This is a genomic window from Acinetobacter endophylla (assembly GCF_053543775.1).
Genome location: NZ_JBLVOM010000312.1, coordinates 56,313 through 77,668, shown reverse-complemented (window position 1 = coordinate 77,668; position 21,356 = coordinate 56,313). Strand labels below are relative to the sequence as shown.

Genomic DNA, 21,356 nt, shown 5'->3' with positions numbered 1-21,356 from the left:
GCCATGAAAATTTTACGTCTAAGTCTTCATAATCTGGCCTCCCTCACCGGCACTCATCATATTGATTTTGAATCGAGTCCTTTGGCTCATGCCGGCCTGATTGCCATCACCGGCAAAACTGGTGCCGGGAAATCCACCCTGCTCGATGCCATGTGCCTGGCGCTATATAATGAAATCCCCCGCCTAAAAGGTGCCACAGGCAGCCTCAAAGATACTGGCGGTCAGGATGTGTCCATCAAGGATTCCAAGAATATTCTGCGCCGTGGCTGCGTGCATGGTTTTGCCGAACTGGAATTTATTGCACTCGACAGCAAACGCTATATGGCACGCTGGGAAATTAAACGGGCACGCCAGAAAGTCGATGGCAATCTAAAAGTAGACCGCTACGTCAAATGTCTGGATGATGACACGACACTGACGCAAAAAATATCGGAAGTCACCCCCCTCATTGAAAAACTGGTGGGCTTAAGTTTTGAGCAGTTTACCCGCGCAGTTTTATTGGCACAGTCGGAAGTTGGTGCCTTTCTTAAAGCCAAAGATAATGAACGCGCAGACTTGCTGGAATATCTCACCAATTCACAGATTTTCAGTCTGGTTAGTCAGAAAGCTGCAGAGAAATTCAGCGAAGTCAAAAACAAGCGCAACGATCTGGAAAAGCTGATCGGGCATATTGAAATTCTGTCTGAAGAAGACATCAGCGCTTTACAACAGCAGCAGAGCTCTTTGTCTTTACAACTTCAGAATTTGCAGCAATCAGAAAAACTGCTGGAAAATGAGAAACAATGGCATCTGGACCGACATAAACTCTATGCAGAAGTCCATGCAAAAAAAGAAGTCTACGAAGTACAGCAGGATGCAGTAAATAAGTCTGCAGGACAGCAACAGCTACTGGAGCAGCTGGATGAATTCCAGTCGATCCGGGATCAGTTTGTCAGTCGTACCCGTCTAGCCCCTCAAAAAGAGCTGATTCAGCACCAGCACACCCAATTTACGCTGGAATTTGAAACGCTCAAACAGAGCTTTGTAGCAGAAGAAGCCAAACTTACAGCCTTACAACAACAGCAGCAACAGTTTCAGCAACACTTGGCAGACCTGAAACCGCATCTGGAAGCAGGTTTAAGACTGGATCATGCAATTGAGACGGTATCAGAGCAGTACAAAAAACTGCATGCAGAGCAAAGCCAGTTTCAAACTCTTCGTCTACAGCCTTTAGAAGAACAACTGCGACAGCAACAACAGACTTTGAATCAACTACAAGCTCGGCAAGAAAAAGTTGCACAGCAATTGGCTGAATCTGGCTTTTTAAATGTATTCGATCTGGAGCCGCAAAGTACCTTGCAACGCATACAAGACTTTATGCGTCAGTATCAGCAACTGCAGCAACAGAATCCGGACAGCCTGAAGCTGCCTTTGCCTGAACTGGAAAAAACCGTTACAGCACTTTCAGAAAATCTGAACCAGTGGATACAACAGCATCATAGTCTGGAACAGCTGGAAGAGCAGTTCAAAACCATTCAGGAAATGCGTCAGCAACGCCAAGCGGAACAGCGTCAGCTCGACCTGTTGCAAAAGCAGGTGCAACAAGTCGTTCAACAATCACAAGAATTTGAAAAACTGCACTCTGCTGTAGATAGCCAACAGCAGCAACTGAAAATGCAGCAAGAGGCCGAACAGGCACTGCATCAGCAGATTCAGGCTGAACAACAGGCCTATGAACACCTGGAACAAATACTAGCCCAGCAACGTTTATTGCATGCACAAAGTGTGCAGGATCTTCGTGGCCAGTTAAAACCGGATGAGCCATGCATGGTCTGTGGGAGTATCGTCCATCCTTTTGTCGATGCCGCCCATGAACGTCTGGAACAGAGCCTAAGCCAGTTACAGGAGCAACAGTTACGGCAGGCAAAACAGCAGCTCGATCAGCAACTGCAATCTCAGCAGCAGCAACGTATTGAAATATCCAAAGCACAAACAGTAATTGAGCAGCAGCAACAGCGTTGCCAGATCCTGCAAAACCAGATTCAACAATCCTCTGCTGACTGTAAATCTCAACTACTTAAACTGGAAGTGATTACCGAGCAGCACAATGATCTTCCTACATTCATCCAGCTACTGGCAAATCACACTCAAAGTCTGGTCCAGCAGCTAGAACTGTCCCAACAGCAGGAACAACAGCTCCAGCAACAATTACAACAATGGCGTCAACAACAACAGCAATTGCACCAATTACAACTGGCTCTACAGCAACGTCAGCAACTCGACCAGCTGATCCACCCAGTTTTAAGCATCCTGCCCGAGCAATACCAGTCGCAACCGCCTATGCTCTGCTTACCTCAGTTGCAACGACAATTAGAGCAGCGCATGCAGCAGTTGGCAGTACAAAAGCAGCTGGAATCCGACCTGCATCAACAGCAGCAGATCTTGGACAAAAGCCAGTATCGACTACAATTGGAACAGCAAAATTTTGCTCAATTGAGCCAGTCTGTAGAGCAGTTGATTCAGCAAGGCAAAGACTTGCGTCAACAACTGGCTGAACTGACCAAAGCGCATGCAGGACAAGTCTACCGTGTCACTGCAGAATGGCGTGATGCGCTGGATCAGCAAGCCAAGACCTTAGCGCAGGCTTTAGAACAACAGCGGCAATGCACGGTGCAGGCCGAAAAACAGTGGCATCAAACCCATTTAAAATTGCAAGAATTTATCAGCCAACTTCAGCAGATCGATCAGCAATTGGCTCAATATCAGCAAGATATTCAGGCATGGCAAGCAGCACATCCGCAAGTGACGGCAGCTCAAATTGAACAATGGCTCAGTATTGATCTGAGCAACCATCAACGCATTCGTCAGAATTTGGCCAGCCAGAAACAGGCACTCGAAAATGCCAGAACAGCCTGGCAATTACTGGAAGAACAATATCAGGCTCATTTAAAACTGCAGCCAGAACATGAATTTGAGGACATTGCACAAAAGCTGAGTACGCTGCATCAGGAAAAAATAACGCAGCAGGAAGTGCTCAATGAAACTGATGCCAAACTGCGTATGAATGCCAATAATCAAAACACCTATGCCAAATATCAGCAGCAAATTGAGCAGATCAAAGCAGAAGAATACCGTTGGGGTCGTATTTACGACCTGATCGGACATAAGGAAGGTACCAAATTCCAGAAAATTGCCCAGGAACATCATCTGGATATTCTGGTGGAATATGCAAATCAGCAGTTGCAACCGTTGGCACCCCGCTATCAGTTACACCGTATTCCGGATAGCCTGAGTCTGGCGATTATTGATCTGGACATGAATAGTGAAGTCCGCCCTGTGCTGTCCCTATCGGGGGGTGAAACCTTCCTGGTTTCATTGGCTTTGGCTTTGGCGATTGCCAATATGGCCTCCGGCTCCATGAAACTGGAATCACTGTTTATTGATGAAGGTTTTGGTACGCTAGATCCTGCTTCGTTACATATGGTGATGAATGCACTGGATCATTTACAAAGTCAGGGTCGTAAAGTTGTATTAATCTCGCATGTGCAGGAAATGCATGAACGTATTCCGGTACAGATTCAGGTCAAACCGGTTGGTGCAGGTGCAAGTACCATTCAGATTATAGGCTAAGGATCATGAACACTGCCCCGGACAAGCTCTCGCACTATTTCAGCCTACAGCTTGAGAGCCTACGGGGTATCAGTGCCATTGTGGTGTTATTCAGTCACTGCTTTCAGGCATTTATTGCGCCTTTCGATACCAGCATTTATTCATGGATACGCCTGCTTGGGCAGGCTGCAGTCATGATTTTCTTTGCCTTAAGTGGCTATCTGATCGGCTATTCAATCCAGTACAACATTCATCAGCATGGTCAGTTCAATCTGCACCATTATGCCCGACAGCGTGGCCGCAGAATTTTACCGCCCTTTCTGTTTGCCATGGGGTTGACCCTGGTTTTATATCTGCTTGCTCCACTATTATTTACCAGCCACACGCATGCTTTTCAACACAGTTTTGGCATGATGATCCGGACTGACTATAGTATAGACATGATGGAGTTTATTGGCTCGCTGCTATTTTTGAATAGCTTTGTGACGCCAACGGTTTCAGCCAATGCTGCGCTCTGGAGTCTGAGCTATGAAGTGTGGTTTTATGTGCTGGCCGGATTCTTACCTTTTTTAAAAAATTCGGAAATCGCCAAAATCGGGTTTTTTATGGTTCTGGCTATACTATCAGTACTGAACATCCAGTTTTTTATTTATTTTCTGGTCTGGCTCACTGCCTTTGCTTGTTCATTTCGATATATCCAGCTACGTTTTTTAAACCGCTTACAATCAGTCAAATTAACCCTATTCGGCTTGGCATTTCTAATCGCCTGTTTTGATGCTTACCAGTTTCAGGTGATTGATGAGGCCCAGCAATACCGCGCTGCGAATTTTGCCCCTTTTAATTTCTGTGTGGGTCTGGCCTTTAGCTGCTGGCTGGTACAGCTCCAGCATCGACGCAGTCATTATCATCCGGTCTGGGTTCAATCCGCAGACTTTTCCTATACCTTGTATGTCACCCATTTCCCATTACTTTTATTTATTTTGGGCTGTATTCCGGCAACTTTGGCCTATGGTCTGGGCGGAGCAATTTTAGCTTTGCTTGCCAGCATGTGCAGCTTAATAGTTTTTGCCTGGTTAATGGCCAAATGGCTCGAACCAGCCAGAAAAAAAGCGTTATCCAATACCCTGCGATAACGCTTTGCTGCAAAAAACTGACATTAGTAGTTTATACATCTTTTTTAGGCCGTGCACCAAATAGGGCTGTGCCAACACGAACCATGGTAGAACCCGCAGCAATCGCTTCGGTCATATCCCCAGACATGCCCATACTTAAAGTATCCCAATCTTCAGGGTGTGCATGCTGAACTTTGACTGCATCAAATAAAACTTTGGCATCAGCAAAGGCTTGAGGATTATTCGGTGCAGGAATCACCATCAGGCCACGTAAACGCACATTCGGCAGTTGGCTGATCTGTGCCACCAAATCTGCGACTTCTTCCGGCTGGCAGCCATCTTTGGTATCCTGGCCATCAATATTCACCTGAATACAGATATTCAGTGCGGACTGATTATCTCCACGCTGATTTGATAAACGCTCGGCAATAATCAGGCGATCGACTCCATGTACCCAGGCAAAATTTTCCGCCAGAGCCTTGGTTTTGTTGCGCTGCACATGACCAATAAAATGCCATTCAATCTCCAGCTCTTTCAGTGCCGTGATTTTTTCCAGTGCTTCCTGCAAATAGTTTTCACCAAAAGCACGTTGCCCTGCCTGATACATCTCTGCCAGCACGCTACTCGGCTGGGTCTTGGAAACGGCAAGCAGTTGCACCGTATCTGCTTCGCGGCCGGCCTGAATACAGGCAGTTTCAATTTGCACTAAGACCTGATTTCGTGACTGTTGCAACATATTCATTGATGGGGTTCTCATTTCATTCATCTTTTTTTCCCTTGCCCATGAACTAAGTGTTGGTTAAGCTGTGGGAAAGCCTTATTATTCTATCAAAATAATTAACATTTTAATGAACTCGGGGACCTTATGGATATCACAGAATTGTTGGCATTTTCTGCTAAAAATGGTGCGTCGGATTTACACTTGTCTGCGGGCTTACCGCCAATGATTCGTGTCGATGGGGAAGTTCGTCGCATCAACCTGCCAGCATTAGAACACAAAGAAGTGCATAAACTCGTTTATGACATCATGAACGATAAACAGCGCCGTGATTTTGAAGAAAATCTGGAAACTGACTTTTCTTTTGAAGTGCCTGGCGTGGCACGTTTCCGTGTCAACGCATTTAACCAGAACCGCGGTGCCGGTGCGGTATTCCGTACCATTCCCTCTAAAGTACTGACCCTTGAAGATCTGGGCATGGGACAGATTTTTAAAGATATCTGTGAATATCCACGTGGTCTGGTACTGGTCACAGGTCCAACCGGTTCGGGTAAATCAACCACCTTGGCGGCGATGCTGGATTATATTAATGACAACCGCTATGACCATATTCTGACCGTCGAAGATCCGATCGAATTTGTGCATCAGTCCAAGAAATGTTTGATTAACCAGCGTGAAGTGCATCGTGATACGCATGGCTTTAATGAAGCATTACGTTCTGCATTACGTGAAGATCCGGATATTATTCTGGTCGGTGAGATGCGTGACCTTGAAACCATTCGTCTGGCTTTAACTGCGGCAGAAACGGGTCACCTTGTTTTCGGCACCCTGCATACCACCTCAGCGGCCAAAACCATTGACCGTGTGATCGACGTATTCCCTGCTGAAGAAAAAGACATGGTACGTGCCATGTTGTCTGAATCCCTACAAGCCGTAGTTTCACAGGCTCTGCTGAAGAAAAATGGCGGTGGGCGTGTGGCGGCGCATGAAATCATGATTGGTATTCCGGCGATTCGTAACCTAATTCGTGAAAACAAAGTCGCACAAATGTACTCAGCAATTCAGACCGGTGCCAACTATGGCATGACCACACTGGACCAGACCCTGAAAACACTGGTGTCCAAAGGTTTGATCAGCCCGCAAGTTGCACGTACTTCAGCCAAACAGCCAGAAGCATTTTTATAAGAAAATTGAATTGTATTGGGGTTTATATACATGGATTTTAACGGCTTACTCGATTATATGGTGGAGAAAAAAGCATCGGATCTGTTCATTACTGCCGATGTCGAACCATCCATCAAGATTAATGGTCAGATTTTACCGATTGGCTCAGTAAAATTACCGGGTGCGGCAGTAGGACAACTGCTCAATTCCATCATGACCGAAAAGCAGCGTAAAGAATTTGCTGACAGTCGTGAATGTAACTTTGCCATCAGCACGCCGGATAAAAGTGCCCGCTTCCGTGTCAGTGCCTTTCAGCAACGCGATCAACCGGGGATGGTGCTGCGTCGGATTGAAACTGTTATTCCCACGATGGATGAACTCAAGTTACCGCCCATTTTAAAAGAACTGGCGATGACCAAACGTGGCATCATTATTTTTGTCGGGGCAACGGGTACCGGTAAATCAACCTCGCTGGCATCTTTGGTCGGTTATCGTAATGAAAATTCCAAAGGTCATATCATTACCATTGAAGATCCGATCGAATTTATTCACCAGCATAAGGGCTGTATTATCACCCAGCGTGAAGTCGGCATCGATACTGATTCATTTGAAATTGCCCTGAAAAATACCCTGCGTCAGGCACCAGACGTGATTCTGATCGGTGAGATCCGTTCACGTGAAACCATGGATTATGCGATTGCCTTCGCCGAAACCGGTCATCTTGTCTTCGCTACCCTGCACGCCAACAACGCCAACCAGGCAATTGACCGGATTATCCATTTCTTCGAAGCAGACCGGCATAATCAGCTGTTCATGGACTTGTCCCTGAACATGAAAGCCATTGTGGCACAGCAACTGATTCCAACCATCGATGGCAATGGTCGCCGTGCAGCGATTGAGATTCTAATTAACTCGCCACTGATTGCCGACCTGATTCGTAAAGGTGATGTGCATGAGATTAAGGACCTGATGAAGCGTTCCCGTGAACTGGGCATGCAGACCTTCGATCAGGCGCTGTATGATTTGTATAAAGCCAAACAGATCAGCTATAAAGATGCGCTGAAACATGCGGATTCACCCAACGACCTGCGTCTGCAAATCAAATTGTCGGAAGAAGGTGGTAGCCACTTATTACGTGCGCATTCCAATATTACCTTTGATGGTCAGTCCTGATCATCTTGAAAACATAAAAAAACAGGCTTCGCATGAAGCCTGTTTTTTGTTTGAACCAACGCTCAAATTATTTTTTACGGAAAACTTCCTGACAGGCAGGCGCATCGCAGTAGCCATACAGATTCAGTGAGTGACCGGTTAATTCAAAACCAAATTTCTCGGCAACGTCATGCTGCTCTTTTTCAATCGTGTCATTAATAAATTCAACAACTTTGCTGCAATTTAAACATACTAGGTGATCGTGGTGATCTTCCTGCATAATTTCAAAAACTGAATGATTATTTTCAAAATTATGACGTTCGATGATGCCCGCTGCTTCAAATTGCGTTAACACACGATACACAGTTGCTAAACCTACATCTTCGCCCTGATCGAGTAAAGTCTTGTAAATATCTTCCGCACTTAAATGATGTTGTTTTGAATTTTCTAGTAATTCTAATATTTTAATTCGTGGAAGGGTAACTTTCAGCCCAGCTTTTCGTAAATCTTGGTTTGAAATAGTCATGTAAAAAGGTCTCTCAACAAAATCAAAGTTGGAATATGCAACAAAGTTTAGATGCAGTATGATCTATCCTTGGATCAAATGCATCATAATTAATTTGGGATAGTTTAGCAAAATGCAAAAAATCATGTTGACGTTATTCGTCACTTCATTGCTCGTCGGCTGTTCGACATTAGGTGTTTATAAAGTAGATATTCCACAAGGAACCCCTTTAACCCAAGCACAAGCCGCTAAAATTCAGGTAGGAATGAGCCATCAACAGGTGCGTTTCTTACTGGGCAGTCCAACAGTAAGCGATCCACTGAATCCTTTACGTTGGGACTACATCTATAACTATACCCCAGGAACCTACGCTAAAAAAGCCAAGATCCCGGCAGCCCAAGGCCAGCATTTGAAAATCTACTTTAACCAGTCTGGTATCGTGGAACGTGTTGAAGGTCTGGAGACGATTCCAGAATCTCAACCCGGCTTACCAGGATCAAAAGAAGCAATTTTAAATGCTCCTCCACTATAGTCGGTTTCTCATGAAAAAGCCCCTGAATCATCAGGGGCTTTTTTGATTAAGGTGATTGATTGAGCAGATCCTTGAGACTACTGCTCATTCCAACCCCTTTCTATTCGGAAGATGGTTTCAGCTTTCTTAAAAGATTGCCTCTGGCATAACGACCCACCGGATTTTTCTCGGCGCGTTTACGTCGGATATCTTTAGGATTGATGGTCAGTGCTCGGTAAATTTCCACCCGATCCCCTGCTGCCAATAGCTGCTGATGATCTTGCAAACGCACGCCAAAAATGCCCAGAGATAACGGTTCAGGCAATTCGACCTGCTCACGGATTCTACTTTGCTGAATCGCATCCAGTGCCGTCATGCCAGGCTGAAATGGCACGGCTAGATGAAATTGTTTTTCTGACGTCGCATACGCTACCCAGATCATCGCCTCACTCATCAGACGAATTGTCCTAAGACAGCAATGATTGCCAGAATAATCCCGACCGGCAACACCACACGTACTGCAATACGCCAGATGTTATAAAACGCTTCAGAGCTAAAATTCATTGATTTACGCAAATGACTGATCTTCATGATCCAGCCGGCAAACAGTGCATAGATCAAACAAATCAATAGGCCCCAGACTAACAAGACCACATTGAAAATTGGGCTTAGATTTGGAATAGCCCAGATCAGTGTAACCGCCGCCACAATCGCCCATTGAATCGCAGGATGAAGCTGGCGTTGCTGTAATTGTTCACGTGCCATTTGCAGAATTAATGCGGCAGCTGCCACCATTGCTGCGACCAGAGTAAATGCAGGAATTTGTGCTTGTACGGCAAAGAAAGCAAATGCAATGACAGCAACGAGCTGCGCAATCCAGATCGGCAATACCGTCTTGCTGGCGACATCCTGTTGTTGTACAGCGCTCAGGCTAGATTGCCAGTACAAGCCCATGCCCAGACCACTTGCCACCAGTGCCAATACCGTGGCATTGCCCCATTCCGAGAACTCGACTGGCGTGATTTGCCATGCAGGTAGCACCGTTCCCATCACATTGGCTAGAACCAGAGACGCCAGTACGCCAATCGTTGTAAAAGCTAATAAAATTTGACGCGGCAGCAGTGACAAGACCAGCGCAGCAATTGCCAATCCGATCAACAAAAGGTTCGGTGCAAGATCAAGTGCAACAACCGCCAGAACATTGCTGGCATTGTTCAACATAGCACCTGCCAAAAACGGAATAAAAATCACACTTAACCAGCCGACAATACGCCATTTCTGTGACGCATCCGCTTCACGGGTCAGCGTCGAAAGCGCCTGTAATGGCGTTGTTTTAGAGCGCTTGGCCAAAGCAATTTCCAAGTAGCAGACTGGAAGTGCCAGAATCAGCATGGAGGCCAACCAGAGCATCCAGAAATCCATCTGACGATCAATCTGTATACCGGTTATCGGTGCGAGCGTCGCGATGATAATAAACGATAAACAGAAAGCCATCAGCGGCGATAACCATTTTGACATAGCATTGTCCTGCATGATGCATTCCTATAAAAATCTAGCGCTATTTTGCCTTGTGGAGCGGTGAAAATCAAAAACAAAAAGCAAACCACCATGACAGTGATTTGCTGCGCAAAAATTATAATTAGATTTTAATTTTTGTTATCTCGTTACGTCTTTTATTATGAAAAGAAACGAGCCAACCAGTTTTTACCTGTTTTCTTTTCTTTTTCCTTGATGATCCCCATCATATTTTCTTTCACGGCACCGACATAATCGGCGTCATCATGCTGAATATGGTTAATCAGCCATTTCGATAATACTTCGTGCAGCTCTGATTCAATGGACTGTCCCAGTTCAAAACGGTCACGATAAGACTCGATTTTTTTAATAAACAGGTCATGCACACGTTTATGCGGCACCCGATATTTATAGCCGGCTTCTTCCTGAAGAGATTCCTCAAAGGTGAAATGCGACTGGGTATAATCAATAATATTGTCGAGAATCTGTTTAATACGGGCACGCTCGGTATTGGCATCAATTCCATCAATTTCGTTGATATAATCGAGAATTCGTTTGTGCTGATCGTCAATCACATCGATACCAGTATTATAATCTGGAACCCATTTCATTTTCATTACGACCACCTATAAATATTAAGGACTTATAACGTGAAAATGAGCATATAGCGTATTGATTCAAATAAAAATGAAGCAAATTAGTCGGCTTTCCGCCTAAATCCGGCTTTTTCATTTTAAGTTTCTGTTATATATAATTAAAAATAATTTATCCTGAGTAAAAGGCTAAGATATTAATTAACCAAAATCCGCAATAAACCTTTATTTATTCTTAGATTTTTTCTTATTTTTTAAATATAAAAAAACGGAGTTTAAACTCCGTCTTTAATCGCATTTCAATATTGATCAGCTCGCGTGACGCGTTTTAAGGAAGGATCAAGACGTTCACGTTCCAGACGTTCAACATGCGTCAACTGAGAACGTACTTTCGCCCCATGCTGAAACAGGATCATTTCACCGGGCTGGAAGGCAGTCCATTCTTCATTCTGGGTCAATGGTTCAGTGGTAATCACTGCGACGCGATCTTCAGGGGTCGTGACCTGACTAAAGTCCACTTCGACATCAATATCAATCAGCTGAGCCGGTCTAAACGGGTATTCACGTACCAGCCAGTGGAGTTTAGTAATCGCATAGCTAAACAGCGCCTGACCATTCGACAGGCAGAAATTAAAGGTGCCATGCTCCGCGATTGCAGGTGAAATTTCAGCTAGAAGATCGAAAACCTGATCCAGTTTCGGCTCATGATAGCCAAAGCGTTTCACCAGTTGATCCAGCAGGTAACAGAAGGCACGCTCACTGTCGGTATTTCCGACTGGGGTAAAGCGCCCTGACAGTTCAGGAAAATAATCATATAAATCGCCATTATGGGCAAAAATCCATTGCCGCCCCCAAAGTTCACGGCTAAAAGGATGCGAGTTTTCCAGATTAATTTTGCCTTGGGTCGCTTTACGGATATGGGCAATCACATTGCGTGATTTGATTGGATAGTTACGCACTAGCTCGGCAATCGGAGATTCAACCGCAGACTGGTTATCGACGAACAGACGGCAGGCTTTATCTTCAAAGAAAGCAATCCCGAAACCATCCGCATGATCAGAGGTAATGCCCGCCCGCTGGGAAAATCCGCGGAAGGAAAAAGTAATATCCGTCGGGGTGGCACAATTCATTCCGAGCAGTTGGCACATGGTCTGGTTTCAGCTCTCTATTTACTTAGAAGCTTATTGTGCATGACTGTTCCTGTCATTTCAAATATCTGGGTTTGATAAATTCAAATAAAAAAGAGCCTCTATTGAGACTCTTTTTGGCAAAAAATGGATTATGAGCGATGCGGATTGGCACGGTTGGTAATGAGAGTACCAACACCATGATCGGTGAAAATTTCCAGTAAGCTGGCATGTGGTACACGACCATCCACGATATGTGCACTCACGACACCGCCTTTTACCGCATCCAGAGCACAACCCACTTTCGGAATCATGCCGCCATAAATCACGCCGGTTTCAATCAGACGATCGACTTCCTGAGTGGTCAAGCCAGTCAGCAGGTTTTTATTTTCATCCAGAACACCGGTGATATTGGTGAGTAGAATCAGTTTTTCTGCACCTAGGGCTTCAGCGACTTTACCAGCGACCAGATCGGCATTGATATTATAGGTATTGCCTTCTTCATCGACGCCTAACGGAGCAATGACTGGAATAAAGTCACTATTGGTGAACATTTCCAGAACATCCGTCTTCACACCAACAACTTCACCGACCAGACCCAGATCAATTTGCTGAACTGAACCATCTTCAGCCACTTTTTCCATCAGCAGTTTTTGCGCACGAATCAGGTTGCCGTCTTTACCGGTAAGACCAATCGCACGACCACCATGCTGGTTGATCAGGTTCACAATGGATTTGTTAACGCTGCCGCCAAGTACCATCTCAACCACTTCCATGGTCGCAGGATCAGTTACACGCATGCCGTCGATACGGTCTGACTCGCGGCCCAGCTGTTTCAGCATGGAATCGACTTGCGGGCCACCGCCATGCACCACGATCGGATTAATACCGACTGTTTTTAATAATACAATATCACGTGCAAATGAACTTTCCAGTTCAGGATCGGTCATCGCGTTACCGCCGTATTTTACCACCAGGGTTTTACCCGCAAAGCGTTGAATATACGGCAAAGCTTCTGTCAAAATCTGTGCTTTGTCGATGCCTGTTTGTTGATTTGGCATTCGCCTCTCCTTATTGAGCATCTAAAATGTCTTGAGCGATCTCTGGATAACGGTCACGCAACATGGCTACAAACAGATGACGAATTTCATTTAGACCTTGGGCATTATTGGCATCAAAGCGCACTGTGAAATACTCACCTGTATTGGATGCTCGAATGATGCCAAAACCATCCTCAAAATCAAGACGTATCCCATCAATTTTACTGATTTGCGCATGAATTCTTGCGGATTGTTGTTCAACGAAGTTTAAAAGCTCAACAGGACGTACTTGACGCGTTGAAATATAAAGATCTTCAGTACCATGTCGTTTTGGATAAGCCGCCAAGGCCTGCGCGAGAGTTTGCCCCGTTTGGTCGAGATATTCCATGACTCTGAGCGCTGCATAGAGGCCATCATCATAGCCCCAGCCGCGACCATCATTAAAGACATAATGTCCGGCATATTCCCCACCAAAAATCGCCTGATGCTGAGACTGGTTCAGATAAGTTCTGAGAAATGAACTGCCGGTACGAATCATCACCGGTTCCCCGCCCAGACGTTGCACTGTATCGCGAACCAAAGTTGAACATTTCACATCATAAACAAATTGGCGTGGTGCTGAATCGCTTAGGCAAATTTCGGCAAACAGACATAATAACTGATCGGCTGTGATAATCTGACCCTGTTCATCAACCAGAACCAGGCGATCGCCATCACCGTCCAGGGCAATACCGAGATCAGCCTGCTGTTGCATGACAGTTTGGCGTAAAGTCTCAAGATGTTTGTCCTGCGAAGGATCCGGCGCATGATCCGGAAAATGTCCATTGGCATCACAACGTAAAGCAGTCACTTCACAGCCCATTTTTCTGAGTACCAAGTCGGCACAACGTCCGGCGGAGCCATGCAGACCATCCAGAATCACTTTAAATGAGCGCTTTAATTGAATATCTTCTAATATTCCCTGCTGATACTGCAGGCAAAACTCTGGAATAATCTGATGCGGCAGTTCGGCTAAACCAAGTAGCTGGCTATCGCAATGCGACTTTGCCAGTTGGGCCACCTGTTGAATCATCTCAGGACAAGGTGGTTCACCATCAATAATCCATTTAATCCCATTATCTTCTTTAGGATTATGACTGGCGGTGACCATAATGCCATTGCCATCAAACTGGCGTGCGGTGAAATACAGCATCGGGCTGGAACAACAGCCTATAATAGTGGCTTCCAGCGAATAGTCTTTAAAAATACGGGCAATGATGTCGGCAAAAGCCGGACTACTGATGCGTGCATCATAACCAATGGCGACACGTGTCTGTCCCGCAGCCTGATACTGCTGGGCTAAACCGTGGGCAATTGCATCAATGATCCCGGCACCTAATAGACTGACTTTACCGCGTATGTCATAGGCACGAAAGATATGCATGGGGAATGGATGATTCATAGATCCCATAAAACTGTCTTTTCACTATTCGTTAAAATAAGGAGATTTAAAATGATGATTTCATCATAATGACTTTAAACATTTGTTTTTGTTTTAAGACCTGCTATTTTTAAACGATTTCAATGTAACAATCAATTATAAAAATATAATCTACAACTTTAGAATTATAGGGTTCTTGTAATTAAACAATGATTATTCAATTATATTTATTTTGAGTTTCATCTAATTAGACATTTGATAATTACATCAATTTTGGATTTAAATAATTCTACTTGGCCGAAAAAATAAGGTTTTATTTTTTAAATATATTTCAACCAATTCATTTTTTTTAATATTTAATCTAATCAACTAAAAATGGCTTACATCCAGTTAATGAATGTAAGCCATTATTAAAACTTAGTTTTTACCCGTATGACCAAAACCGCCAGCACCGCGTTCAGTCGCTTCGAATTCATTCACCAGATCGAATTCAGCTTGTACCACAGGAACCAACACATACTGCGCCAAACGTTCACCTGGCTCTAAGCTGAATGCCGTATGACTACGGTTCCAAACGGATACCATCAATTCACCCTGATAATCAGAATCAATTAAACCTACCAGGTTACCCAACACGATCCCATGTTTATGGCCCAAACCCGAACGTGGCAAGATCAGACCAGCAAATGCAGGATCTTCAATATAGATTGCTAAACCAGTTTTTACCAAAACCGTTTGGCCTGGTTCAATGATTGTGGTTTCTGCAACACACGCACGCAAATCCAGCCCCGCTGAACCTGTCGTAGCATAAGTCGGTAATGGCCATTCCTGACCAAGACGCGAGTCAAGGACTTTCACCTGAACTTTCATGTATTCATTCCTGTTGTTTCATTTAAAATAAGAGCAAGTCTTGTACCTTATCGTTTGATAAGATTACGCAAATTATCAAGATAATGTTGGGCTTGTAATTTTGGATCGATGTTACCGGCCAGCTTTTTCTTGCGGCCTAACCATTCCAGCTCATCTTCCGGTAATTCATCCAGGAAACGGCTTGGGGTCATTTGCTTCATCTGCCCACCGGCCTTGCGCTGTTCTGCCAGAGTAATGGTCAGTCCCTGACGTGCACGGGTAATCCCCACATACATCAGACGGCGTTCCTCTTCGACCGTTTCTGCAGCGATCGAGTTTTTATGTGGCAGAATTTCTTCTTCCAGCCCGATCAGATAGACATAAGGAAATTCCAGACCTTTAGACGCATGCAAAGTCAATAAATTGACTTTATCGGTGTCCTCTTCTTCCTGCTGCTGCTCGAGCATGTCCAGCAGCACCATTTTACGAATCACACTTTCAATATTTTTTTCATCAACATCTTCAGCGCGGTTAATCAGGCTTTGAATGCTGCTATAGAGCACTTCGATATTGTCGAGCTTGGTCTTTTCCTGCGCTGGTGTGGCTGCAGTTTCCTTGATGTAATCGATATAACCGGCTTCAATCATCATCTGGCGGATAATTGGCACTGGTTCATCATCATCCAGTAAATTGCGGGTAAAACCCTCAATAAAATCGGCAAACTCAGCCAATTGAGTCGTGGCCTTTTTCGGAATCGCCATGGTCAGACGCTGATCCGCAGCCGCAGCCAGAAGCGACAGATTATTTTCCTGAGCAAATAGACCGAGCTTTTCCAGCGTTACCGGACCAATTGCCCGTTTTGGCGTATTGATAATTCGTAAAAATGCACTGTCATCTTCAGGGTTAATGATCAAGCGTAAATAGCTCATCATGTCCTTGATTTCGGCACGTGCGAAGAAGGACTGTCCGCCAGATAATTTATACGGAATCTGCATCTGGCGCAGATGGGTTTCTAAAATACGCGCCTGGAAATTGCCGCGGTACAACACCGCATAATCTTTCCAGCTTTTACCGTTCATCAATTTATGCGTGATCAGGTCTTTAACCACGCGTTCTGCTTCATCATCATCATTGCGGCAGGTAATCACACGGATCACTTCACCATGGCCTTTGTCCGACCAGAGCTTTTTATCAAAAATATGCGGATTATTACCAATGACAGTGTTGGCTGCTTTGAGAATACGACTGGTCGAACGATAGTTCTGTTCCAGCTTAATCACTTTCAGATTAGGAAAATCCTGCTGCAGCAAGGCCATATTTTCCGGTTTAGCGCCACGCCAGGCATAGATTGACTGGTCATCATCGCCTACGGCGGTGAACTGTCCCATCACGCCAACCAGTAATTTCACCAGAATATACTGTGCTGTATTGGTATCCTGATATTCATCCACCAGCAGATAACGCACGCGGTTTTGCCATTTGTCACGGACTTCAGCATTTTCCTGCAGCAAGCGCGTCGGCATTACAATCAGGTCATCAAAATCCACGGCGTTATAGGCACGCAAATTACGTTCATATAATTGATATAAATGCGCAAACTGCACATCTTCGGCAGTTTCACAGGTAGTATGTGCCTGCTCGGGTGGAATCAGATCATTTTTCCAGTCCGAGATCATTTTCATGGCTTTGGCAATCAGTTCTTTGCTTTCTGCACCGGATAAATTGTCACGCTGCATCAGATCCATCAGAATGCGTTTACAGTCGTCAGCATCCAGAATCGAGAAATTATTTTTCAGTGGGGTATGTTTCAACTCCAGGCGCAGCATATTCAGGCCAAAAGTATGGAAGGTCGAAACTGAAACGCCTTTACTTTCTTCACGCGTCAACAATTTGCTGACACGCTCTTTCATCTCACGTGCTGCCTTGTTGGTAAAAGTCATCGCAGTAATACGATGTGCGGGAATCCCGCAATGCTTGACTAAATACGCGATTTTTCGCGTGATCACTGAAGTCTTGCCTGAACCCGCTCCTGCAAGTACTAACAAGGGCCCTTGAGTGTATTTCATGGCTTCAAGTTGCTTGTCATTTAACTGACTGGCGAGTGACATATGGCTTCCTCTTCTAGATTCGGCTCCGATTATAGTCATCTCTGCGTCAGTTGCCTAATTTAAAATACGATTAATCAGATCAATATTCAGATATAAAAAAACCACCCGAAGGTGGTTTTTTCTTAAGCGTTCAAGAATTATTGAACTGCATATACCGCGATTTCTACACGACGGTTTTGCTCTTTACCTGCGGCAGTTGTATTGTCTGCAATTGGGTTCGCTGAACCTAAACCTTGAGCATTAATACGTGTACGTGAAACACCTTGGCCTGCCAAGTAAGTCGCTACAGAGTTTGCGCGTGCTTGAGACAATGGCAAGTTAATTGAGTCATTACCCGTGCTGTCTGTATAACCAGTTACAAGAATACCGCTCTTGTTATCTTCAGTTAATACTTGCGCTACTTTGTTCAAAGTGCCATAAAAGTTTGGTTTGATATTTGACTTGTTCGTGTCAAATGTAATGCTGCCCGGCATCACAAGGTTAATCGAACCATCTGCATTACGGTTAACGTCTACACCAGTACCAGCTGTTGCTTGACGTAATTTTTTCTCTTTATTATCAAGATAAATACCTGCTGCACCACCTACAACAGCACCAATTGCTGCTGCACGGTTGTTTTGACGGCTAGTATTTGCATTACTTTTAGAAACGCCGTAGCCAGCTGCAGAACCAATTAAAGTACCTAGAGCCGCTTTATCATATTCTACACCACCGATGTTACTGCCAGTTGATTGACAACCTGTTAGTGCTACGGCCCCTGCTACAGCTGCTGAAATTACTAGTGCACGCATCGCATGACTCCTTGTTGTATGCTTTGTTGTATAAGCGAGATAATGATTTAAATTGAATGGTGTAACCATTGAATTTTTGTTAATAATAAATCGTTTAGTAATATTTTGTAATGTTTATATGTAACTAAATCAAAGTAGTTCATCACAATATCTTCATAGTTTCCTGTTCAGGCTTTTTTATTTGCCTAACTGTCTCTATATTACTCAAAATATGAAAAATTTAAGCGATTAATCTGTGGGGACTGTTTGGATATGTCATCGAATAGCAACAAGCAACCGACTTTAAAAAAACTGGCACGTGGCCTGACGGTCACTTCAGTCATGACTGGCAGTACTTTTTTTCATGGCCCCCCGGTGCTGGCCTTGGGTTTAACCAAAATTTTTAAAAAATCCGCAAAAGTGGATGAAACCAATATCAAGATTACCAACAGCTGGTTAGGGGTCAACAACTGGCTAATTGAGCATGTGCTGAAAAACACGCAATGGCAAATCAGCGTAGATGAATCACTGGATTTGAATATGCAGGGCCGTTATTTGATGACCTGTAATCATCAGAGCTGGGTCGATACTACTGTCAATCAATACTTCGGTCTGACCCGTATGCCCCTGACGCGCTTCTTTACCAAATGGGAACTTATTTTTATTCCTTTTGTTGGTCAGGCCTTTAAAATTTTGGGTTTCCCAATGATGAAACGGCATAGCAAGGAACAGATTGCTAAAAATCCTGCGCTGAAATATCGGGATATGGAAGAGGCACGTAAATCCTGTGAACAGCTGATCAGTCAGCCTTTTACCCTGTTAAATTATCTGGAAGGCACCCGCTTTACCCAAGAAAAACATGATCAGCAGCAGTCTCCCTATACACATTTACTGAAACCTAAAGCCGGTGGCCTGGCATTAGCGCTCAGTATTCTCGGCGATAAAATTGATGCGCTAGTCGACATGACCATTGTTTATCCTGACGGTATTCCGGGCTATGGTGAATTCTGGTTAGGTGAAGTACCACGTATTGCGGTAAATTTAAGAAAAATTGATATTCCAGACTGGGTACTGGGCGGCAATTATGAAGATGATGCTGAATATCGTGCACGCTTTCAAAAATGGATTGATCAAATCTGGACCGAAAAAGATCAGCTCATCGCACAAATGCAGCAGAACTTTGCCCAAGCCCCGGTCGGATCTGTAACTGAGTAATTATGAAGAACGACAACCCGGACATTACGTCCAGCTCCTTTAAATTTGTTCGTAAAGGAACCTGGGGCTGGAAAATTGCACTGATTTACGACATTTTCATGATGGTTTTAATCATCATCAATCTGTTCTGTCTCAGTGCCAACGCCATTTTAATGAGCGATTTTGGTCAGTGGTTGTTTGACTTCATTCGTTTACCGGAAATCTTGCAGTTTTATAAAAGTGATTTACGCCCTTGGGTCATCATTACCGAGGGCTGGTTTACCACCTTCTTGGTCTGTGAATTACTGGCACGCTGGGTTATCGCAATTGTCCTGCGTCATCATCGACGCTGGTGGTTCTTCCCTTTTGTACACTGGTATGAAATTTTATCCATTATCCCTCAGCTACGTTTTCTGCGCCTGCTACGTGCAGTTGCAATTGGCTACAACCTGCATAGTCATGGTTATAAAGTAATTCCCAACCGCTGGTATCGCCAAGGTAACTTTTATTACAACATGCTGATGGAAGAGCTTTCTAGCCGGGTGGTACTGACCGTACTGGACGGTATTAAGCGTGAACTGACCACGAGCACATCACATAAACAGTTAATTGATGATTTAGTGGAACATCACCGTAAATTACTGGCCATTGCCTTGGCAGATATCTTGCAGGAATCTTTAGGCAAGGAATTACAGGCACAACGTTCCATGATCGCTAAAAATGTAGGGCAAGTAGTGAATCAGGCGATTGAAGATACTCCAGAACTAACCCAATTATTACGTTTGATTCCAATTGTTGGCAGCCGGATTGAACAGCAAATTCAAAGTATTGGTCAACGTTTGGGCGAAAATATCACGCAAGGACTGATTGAACCATTTACCCACACAGGTCAAAAAGAAAATCCGACTTTTACCCTAATTTCAGATAAAATCAGCCAGATTCAGATTGAACATAATCCACATATTGATAAATTGGTCGAATCGGCTGTTTTTGAAACACTTGAAGCAATCCGGAAACAGGTGAAAGTCAAACAGTGGCAACAGATTTTAGAAGAACATGAGCAAAATCAGAGCTCAATAGATAAGTAAAGTTTAAAGTACAGAATCAGATCAATCCGTCCGGTTCTGTTCGCATAAAAAAATAACTGAGATCGCTAGAGAATTACTGCAATTTGTTCTAGGATTTGCACTATTTACAACATTGCTTCGACACAAAACCAGCACGTCAGAAGTATTTAAGGAAGAATTATGGCTGATATACGGATAAAAGGCAGAATGGTCAATGCGATACGCATTAGCCTAGATACCAATGATCATGATGCAATCCGCCAGCAACTTAGCCCAAAATTACAAGCAGCATTTCCACCCGGCACTTTGGCAGTCATTGAAAGTTCAGTTGAACAGGAACTCATTGCGCTGATTCAACTATTAATCAGTCTGGATGTACAGCCTATGGCTGTTACTGAAGGCTTACTTGGAGATCAGGCACGTGCCATTCAGTTCCCGGTACTGCCACCTGATCGCCAGTTAGAAGAAATTAAAGCCACCAAAGAACAGGTCGTGGAAGTTAAACCAGAACCTACAGCGGTGAGTGATGATCAAGCCCCTGCTGCCCCTATCGTCGCGCATATCACCTCATATCATGATGAAATCCTGCGTACCGGCCAATGTATCGTGCAGCATAATGGCGACATTATTATTAATGCCGGTATCAACAGTGGTTCAGAAGTGATTGCTTCTGGCAATATTCATGTCTATGGCAGCGCACGTGGCCGTGTGATTGCGGGTGCGGGTGGTAATACTGCGGCACGTATTTTCTGTCATAGCCTCGAAGCAGAACTGATTTCGATTGCAGGAACCTATTGTGTGGCGGATGATATTCCACCGCATGTAGTTAAAAAATCTGTGCATATTTACTTGAATGATCAACTAGAGCTTGTATTTGAAGCTCTACAATTTTAATGTATAAATAAACACCAAAAACCCCATTT

The 21,356-nt window shown here is 44.3% G+C and carries 19 protein-coding genes; 8 read left to right on the top strand and 11 right to left on the bottom strand.

The features are described from left to right. Positions 1–3: 3 nt before the first annotated feature. Positions 4–3,609, top strand: a complete 3,606-nt coding sequence (locus tag ACNPNW_RS16865) for an AAA family ATPase (RefSeq protein ID WP_420937997.1) — start codon at positions 4–6, stop codon at positions 3,607–3,609. 5 nt (positions 3,610–3,614) lie between these two features. Further along, positions 3,615–4,721 (top strand): acyltransferase family protein, encoded by a 1,107-nt coding sequence (locus ACNPNW_RS16860; RefSeq protein WP_420937996.1) that lies wholly within the window; start codon positions 3,615–3,617, stop codon positions 4,719–4,721. 31 nt (positions 4,722–4,752) lie between these two features. Here the strand turns inward: ACNPNW_RS16860 and ACNPNW_RS16855 are convergent, their stop codons facing one another. Then, positions 4,753–5,442: a YggS family pyridoxal phosphate-dependent enzyme gene (locus ACNPNW_RS16855; protein ID WP_420938002.1), complete on the bottom strand. Its 690-nt coding sequence runs from the start codon at positions 5,440–5,442 to the stop codon at positions 4,753–4,755. A gap of 123 nt (positions 5,443–5,565) precedes the next feature. On the opposite strand from ACNPNW_RS16855, the gene ACNPNW_RS16850 reads away from it, so the two are divergent. Together ACNPNW_RS16850 and ACNPNW_RS16845 are read left to right on the top strand one after the other, a co-directional pair. Continuing rightward, positions 5,566–6,603, top strand: coding sequence for a type IV pilus twitching motility protein PilT (locus tag ACNPNW_RS16850; protein ID WP_420937995.1), 1,038 nt, complete (start codon positions 5,566–5,568; stop codon positions 6,601–6,603). Positions 6,604–6,633: 30 nt separating this feature from the next. Further along, on the top strand, positions 6,634–7,755 hold the full coding sequence (locus ACNPNW_RS16845; RefSeq protein WP_004646138.1) for a PilT/PilU family type 4a pilus ATPase: 1,122 nt from the start codon (positions 6,634–6,636) through the stop codon (positions 7,753–7,755). 67 nt (positions 7,756–7,822) lie between these two features. On the opposite strand, the gene fur is transcribed toward ACNPNW_RS16845, so the two are convergent. Beyond that, positions 7,823–8,260, bottom strand: coding sequence for a ferric iron uptake transcriptional regulator (gene fur, locus ACNPNW_RS16840; RefSeq protein ID WP_004279276.1), 438 nt, complete (start codon positions 8,258–8,260; stop codon positions 7,823–7,825). A gap of 112 nt (positions 8,261–8,372) precedes the next feature. Here fur and ACNPNW_RS16835 point away from each other — a divergent pair, with 112 nt between their 5' ends. Next, complete coding sequence (locus ACNPNW_RS16835) at positions 8,373–8,771, top strand: outer membrane protein assembly factor BamE (RefSeq protein ID WP_004279275.1); 399 nt, start codon at positions 8,373–8,375, stop codon at positions 8,769–8,771. A 100-nt stretch (positions 8,772–8,871) separates the two neighbouring features. Here the strand turns inward: ACNPNW_RS16835 and ACNPNW_RS16830 are convergent, their stop codons facing one another. The 9 genes from ACNPNW_RS16830 to ACNPNW_RS16790 form a co-directional block, all read right to left on the bottom strand. Further along, positions 8,872–9,204 (bottom strand): RnfH family protein, encoded by a 333-nt coding sequence (locus ACNPNW_RS16830; RefSeq protein ID WP_420937994.1) that lies wholly within the window; start codon positions 9,202–9,204, stop codon positions 8,872–8,874. Then, a complete protein-coding gene (locus ACNPNW_RS16825) occupies positions 9,204–10,283 on the bottom strand; it encodes a hypothetical protein (protein ID WP_138742935.1) in 1,080 nt (359 codons plus the stop codon). The genes ACNPNW_RS16830 and ACNPNW_RS16825 overlap by 1 nt, the downstream gene beginning before the upstream one ends. 143 nt (positions 10,284–10,426) lie before the next feature. Further along, positions 10,427–10,882 carry a bacteriohemerythrin gene (locus tag ACNPNW_RS16820; RefSeq protein ID WP_164543218.1) on the bottom strand — a complete coding sequence of 152 codons (456 nt, stop codon included), beginning with the start codon at positions 10,880–10,882 and terminating at the stop codon, positions 10,427–10,429. Positions 10,883–11,157: 275 nt separating this feature from the next. Next, entirely contained in the window at positions 11,158–12,006 is an 849-nt protein-coding gene (locus ACNPNW_RS16815) for a class II glutamine amidotransferase (RefSeq protein WP_004646129.1), read from the bottom strand. 131 nt (positions 12,007–12,137) lie between these two features. Next, positions 12,138–13,046: an acetylglutamate kinase gene (argB, locus tag ACNPNW_RS16810; protein WP_005104791.1), complete on the bottom strand. Its 909-nt coding sequence runs from the start codon at positions 13,044–13,046 to the stop codon at positions 12,138–12,140. A 10-nt stretch (positions 13,047–13,056) separates the two neighbouring features. Further along, a complete protein-coding gene (locus ACNPNW_RS16805; RefSeq protein WP_420937993.1) occupies positions 13,057–14,475 on the bottom strand; it encodes a phosphomannomutase/phosphoglucomutase in 1,419 nt (472 codons plus the stop codon). A 387-nt stretch (positions 14,476–14,862) separates the two neighbouring features. Further along, the gene (gene dut, locus ACNPNW_RS16800) at positions 14,863–15,315 is read right to left on the bottom strand and encodes a dUTP diphosphatase (RefSeq protein ID WP_420937992.1); all 453 of its coding nucleotides are present in this window, start codon (positions 15,313–15,315) and stop codon (positions 14,863–14,865) included. A 47-nt stretch (positions 15,316–15,362) separates the two neighbouring features. After that, positions 15,363–17,402, bottom strand: a complete 2,040-nt coding sequence (locus ACNPNW_RS16795) for a UvrD-helicase domain-containing protein (RefSeq protein WP_004730583.1) — start codon at positions 17,400–17,402, stop codon at positions 15,363–15,365. Positions 17,403–17,539: 137 nt separating this feature from the next. Continuing rightward, the gene (locus ACNPNW_RS16790; protein WP_420937991.1) at positions 17,540–18,193 is read right to left on the bottom strand and encodes a YiaD family glycine zipper/OmpA-like lipoprotein; all 654 of its coding nucleotides are present in this window, start codon (positions 18,191–18,193) and stop codon (positions 17,540–17,542) included. A 252-nt stretch (positions 18,194–18,445) separates the two neighbouring features. Between ACNPNW_RS16790 and yihG the strand changes: the two genes are divergently transcribed. From yihG to minC, 3 genes are all read left to right on the top strand, one after another. Next, on the top strand, positions 18,446–19,387 hold the full coding sequence (gene yihG, locus ACNPNW_RS16785; RefSeq protein WP_005247110.1) for a 1-acylglycerol-3-phosphate O-acyltransferase, YihG family: 942 nt from the start codon (positions 18,446–18,448) through the stop codon (positions 19,385–19,387). A gap of 2 nt (positions 19,388–19,389) precedes the next feature. Continuing rightward, the gene (locus tag ACNPNW_RS16780; RefSeq protein ID WP_420937990.1) at positions 19,390–20,454 is read left to right on the top strand and encodes a preprotein translocase subunit SecA; all 1,065 of its coding nucleotides are present in this window, start codon (positions 19,390–19,392) and stop codon (positions 20,452–20,454) included. A gap of 159 nt (positions 20,455–20,613) precedes the next feature. Next, positions 20,614–21,327 (top strand): septum site-determining protein MinC, encoded by a 714-nt coding sequence (minC, locus tag ACNPNW_RS16775; protein ID WP_420937989.1) that lies wholly within the window; start codon positions 20,614–20,616, stop codon positions 21,325–21,327. Positions 21,328–21,356 lie beyond the last annotated feature (29 nt).

Bases quoted from the DNA above. Each gene is read 5' to 3' on its own strand.
- ACNPNW_RS16850 (WP_420937995.1), top strand. From the start codon at position 5,566: ATGGATATCACAGAATTGTTGGCATTTTCTGCTAAAAATGGTGCGTCG.
- ACNPNW_RS16830 (WP_420937994.1), bottom strand. From the start codon at position 9,204: ATGAGTGAGGCGATGATCTGGGTAGCGTATGCGACGTCAGAAAAACAA.
- ACNPNW_RS16790 (WP_420937991.1), bottom strand. From the start codon at position 18,193: ATGCGTGCACTAGTAATTTCAGCAGCTGTAGCAGGGGCCGTAGCACTA.
- fur (WP_004279276.1), bottom strand. From the start codon at position 8,260: ATGACTATTTCAAACCAAGATTTACGAAAAGCTGGGCTGAAAGTTACC.
- argB (WP_005104791.1), bottom strand. From the start codon at position 13,046: ATGCCAAATCAACAAACAGGCATCGACAAAGCACAGATTTTGACAGAA.
- minC (WP_420937989.1), top strand. From the start codon at position 20,614: ATGGCTGATATACGGATAAAAGGCAGAATGGTCAATGCGATACGCATT.
- ACNPNW_RS16805 (WP_420937993.1), bottom strand. From the start codon at position 14,475: ATGGGATCTATGAATCATCCATTCCCCATGCATATCTTTCGTGCCTAT.
- yihG (WP_005247110.1), top strand. From the start codon at position 18,446: ATGTCATCGAATAGCAACAAGCAACCGACTTTAAAAAAACTGGCACGT.
- dut (WP_420937992.1), bottom strand. From the start codon at position 15,315: ATGAAAGTTCAGGTGAAAGTCCTTGACTCGCGTCTTGGTCAGGAATGG.
- ACNPNW_RS16820 (WP_164543218.1), bottom strand. From the start codon at position 10,882: ATGAAAATGAAATGGGTTCCAGATTATAATACTGGTATCGATGTGATT.
- ACNPNW_RS16855 (WP_420938002.1), bottom strand. From the start codon at position 5,442: ATGAATATGTTGCAACAGTCACGAAATCAGGTCTTAGTGCAAATTGAA.
- ACNPNW_RS16825 (WP_138742935.1), bottom strand. From the start codon at position 10,283: ATGCAGGACAATGCTATGTCAAAATGGTTATCGCCGCTGATGGCTTTC.
- ACNPNW_RS16845 (WP_004646138.1), top strand. From the start codon at position 6,634: ATGGATTTTAACGGCTTACTCGATTATATGGTGGAGAAAAAAGCATCG.
- ACNPNW_RS16780 (WP_420937990.1), top strand. From the start codon at position 19,390: ATGAAGAACGACAACCCGGACATTACGTCCAGCTCCTTTAAATTTGTT.
- ACNPNW_RS16835 (WP_004279275.1), top strand. From the start codon at position 8,373: ATGCAAAAAATCATGTTGACGTTATTCGTCACTTCATTGCTCGTCGGC.
- ACNPNW_RS16860 (WP_420937996.1), top strand. From the start codon at position 3,615: ATGAACACTGCCCCGGACAAGCTCTCGCACTATTTCAGCCTACAGCTT.
- ACNPNW_RS16865 (WP_420937997.1), top strand. From the start codon at position 4: ATGAAAATTTTACGTCTAAGTCTTCATAATCTGGCCTCCCTCACCGGC.
- ACNPNW_RS16815 (WP_004646129.1), bottom strand. From the start codon at position 12,006: ATGTGCCAACTGCTCGGAATGAATTGTGCCACCCCGACGGATATTACT.
- ACNPNW_RS16795 (WP_004730583.1), bottom strand. From the start codon at position 17,402: ATGTCACTCGCCAGTCAGTTAAATGACAAGCAACTTGAAGCCATGAAA.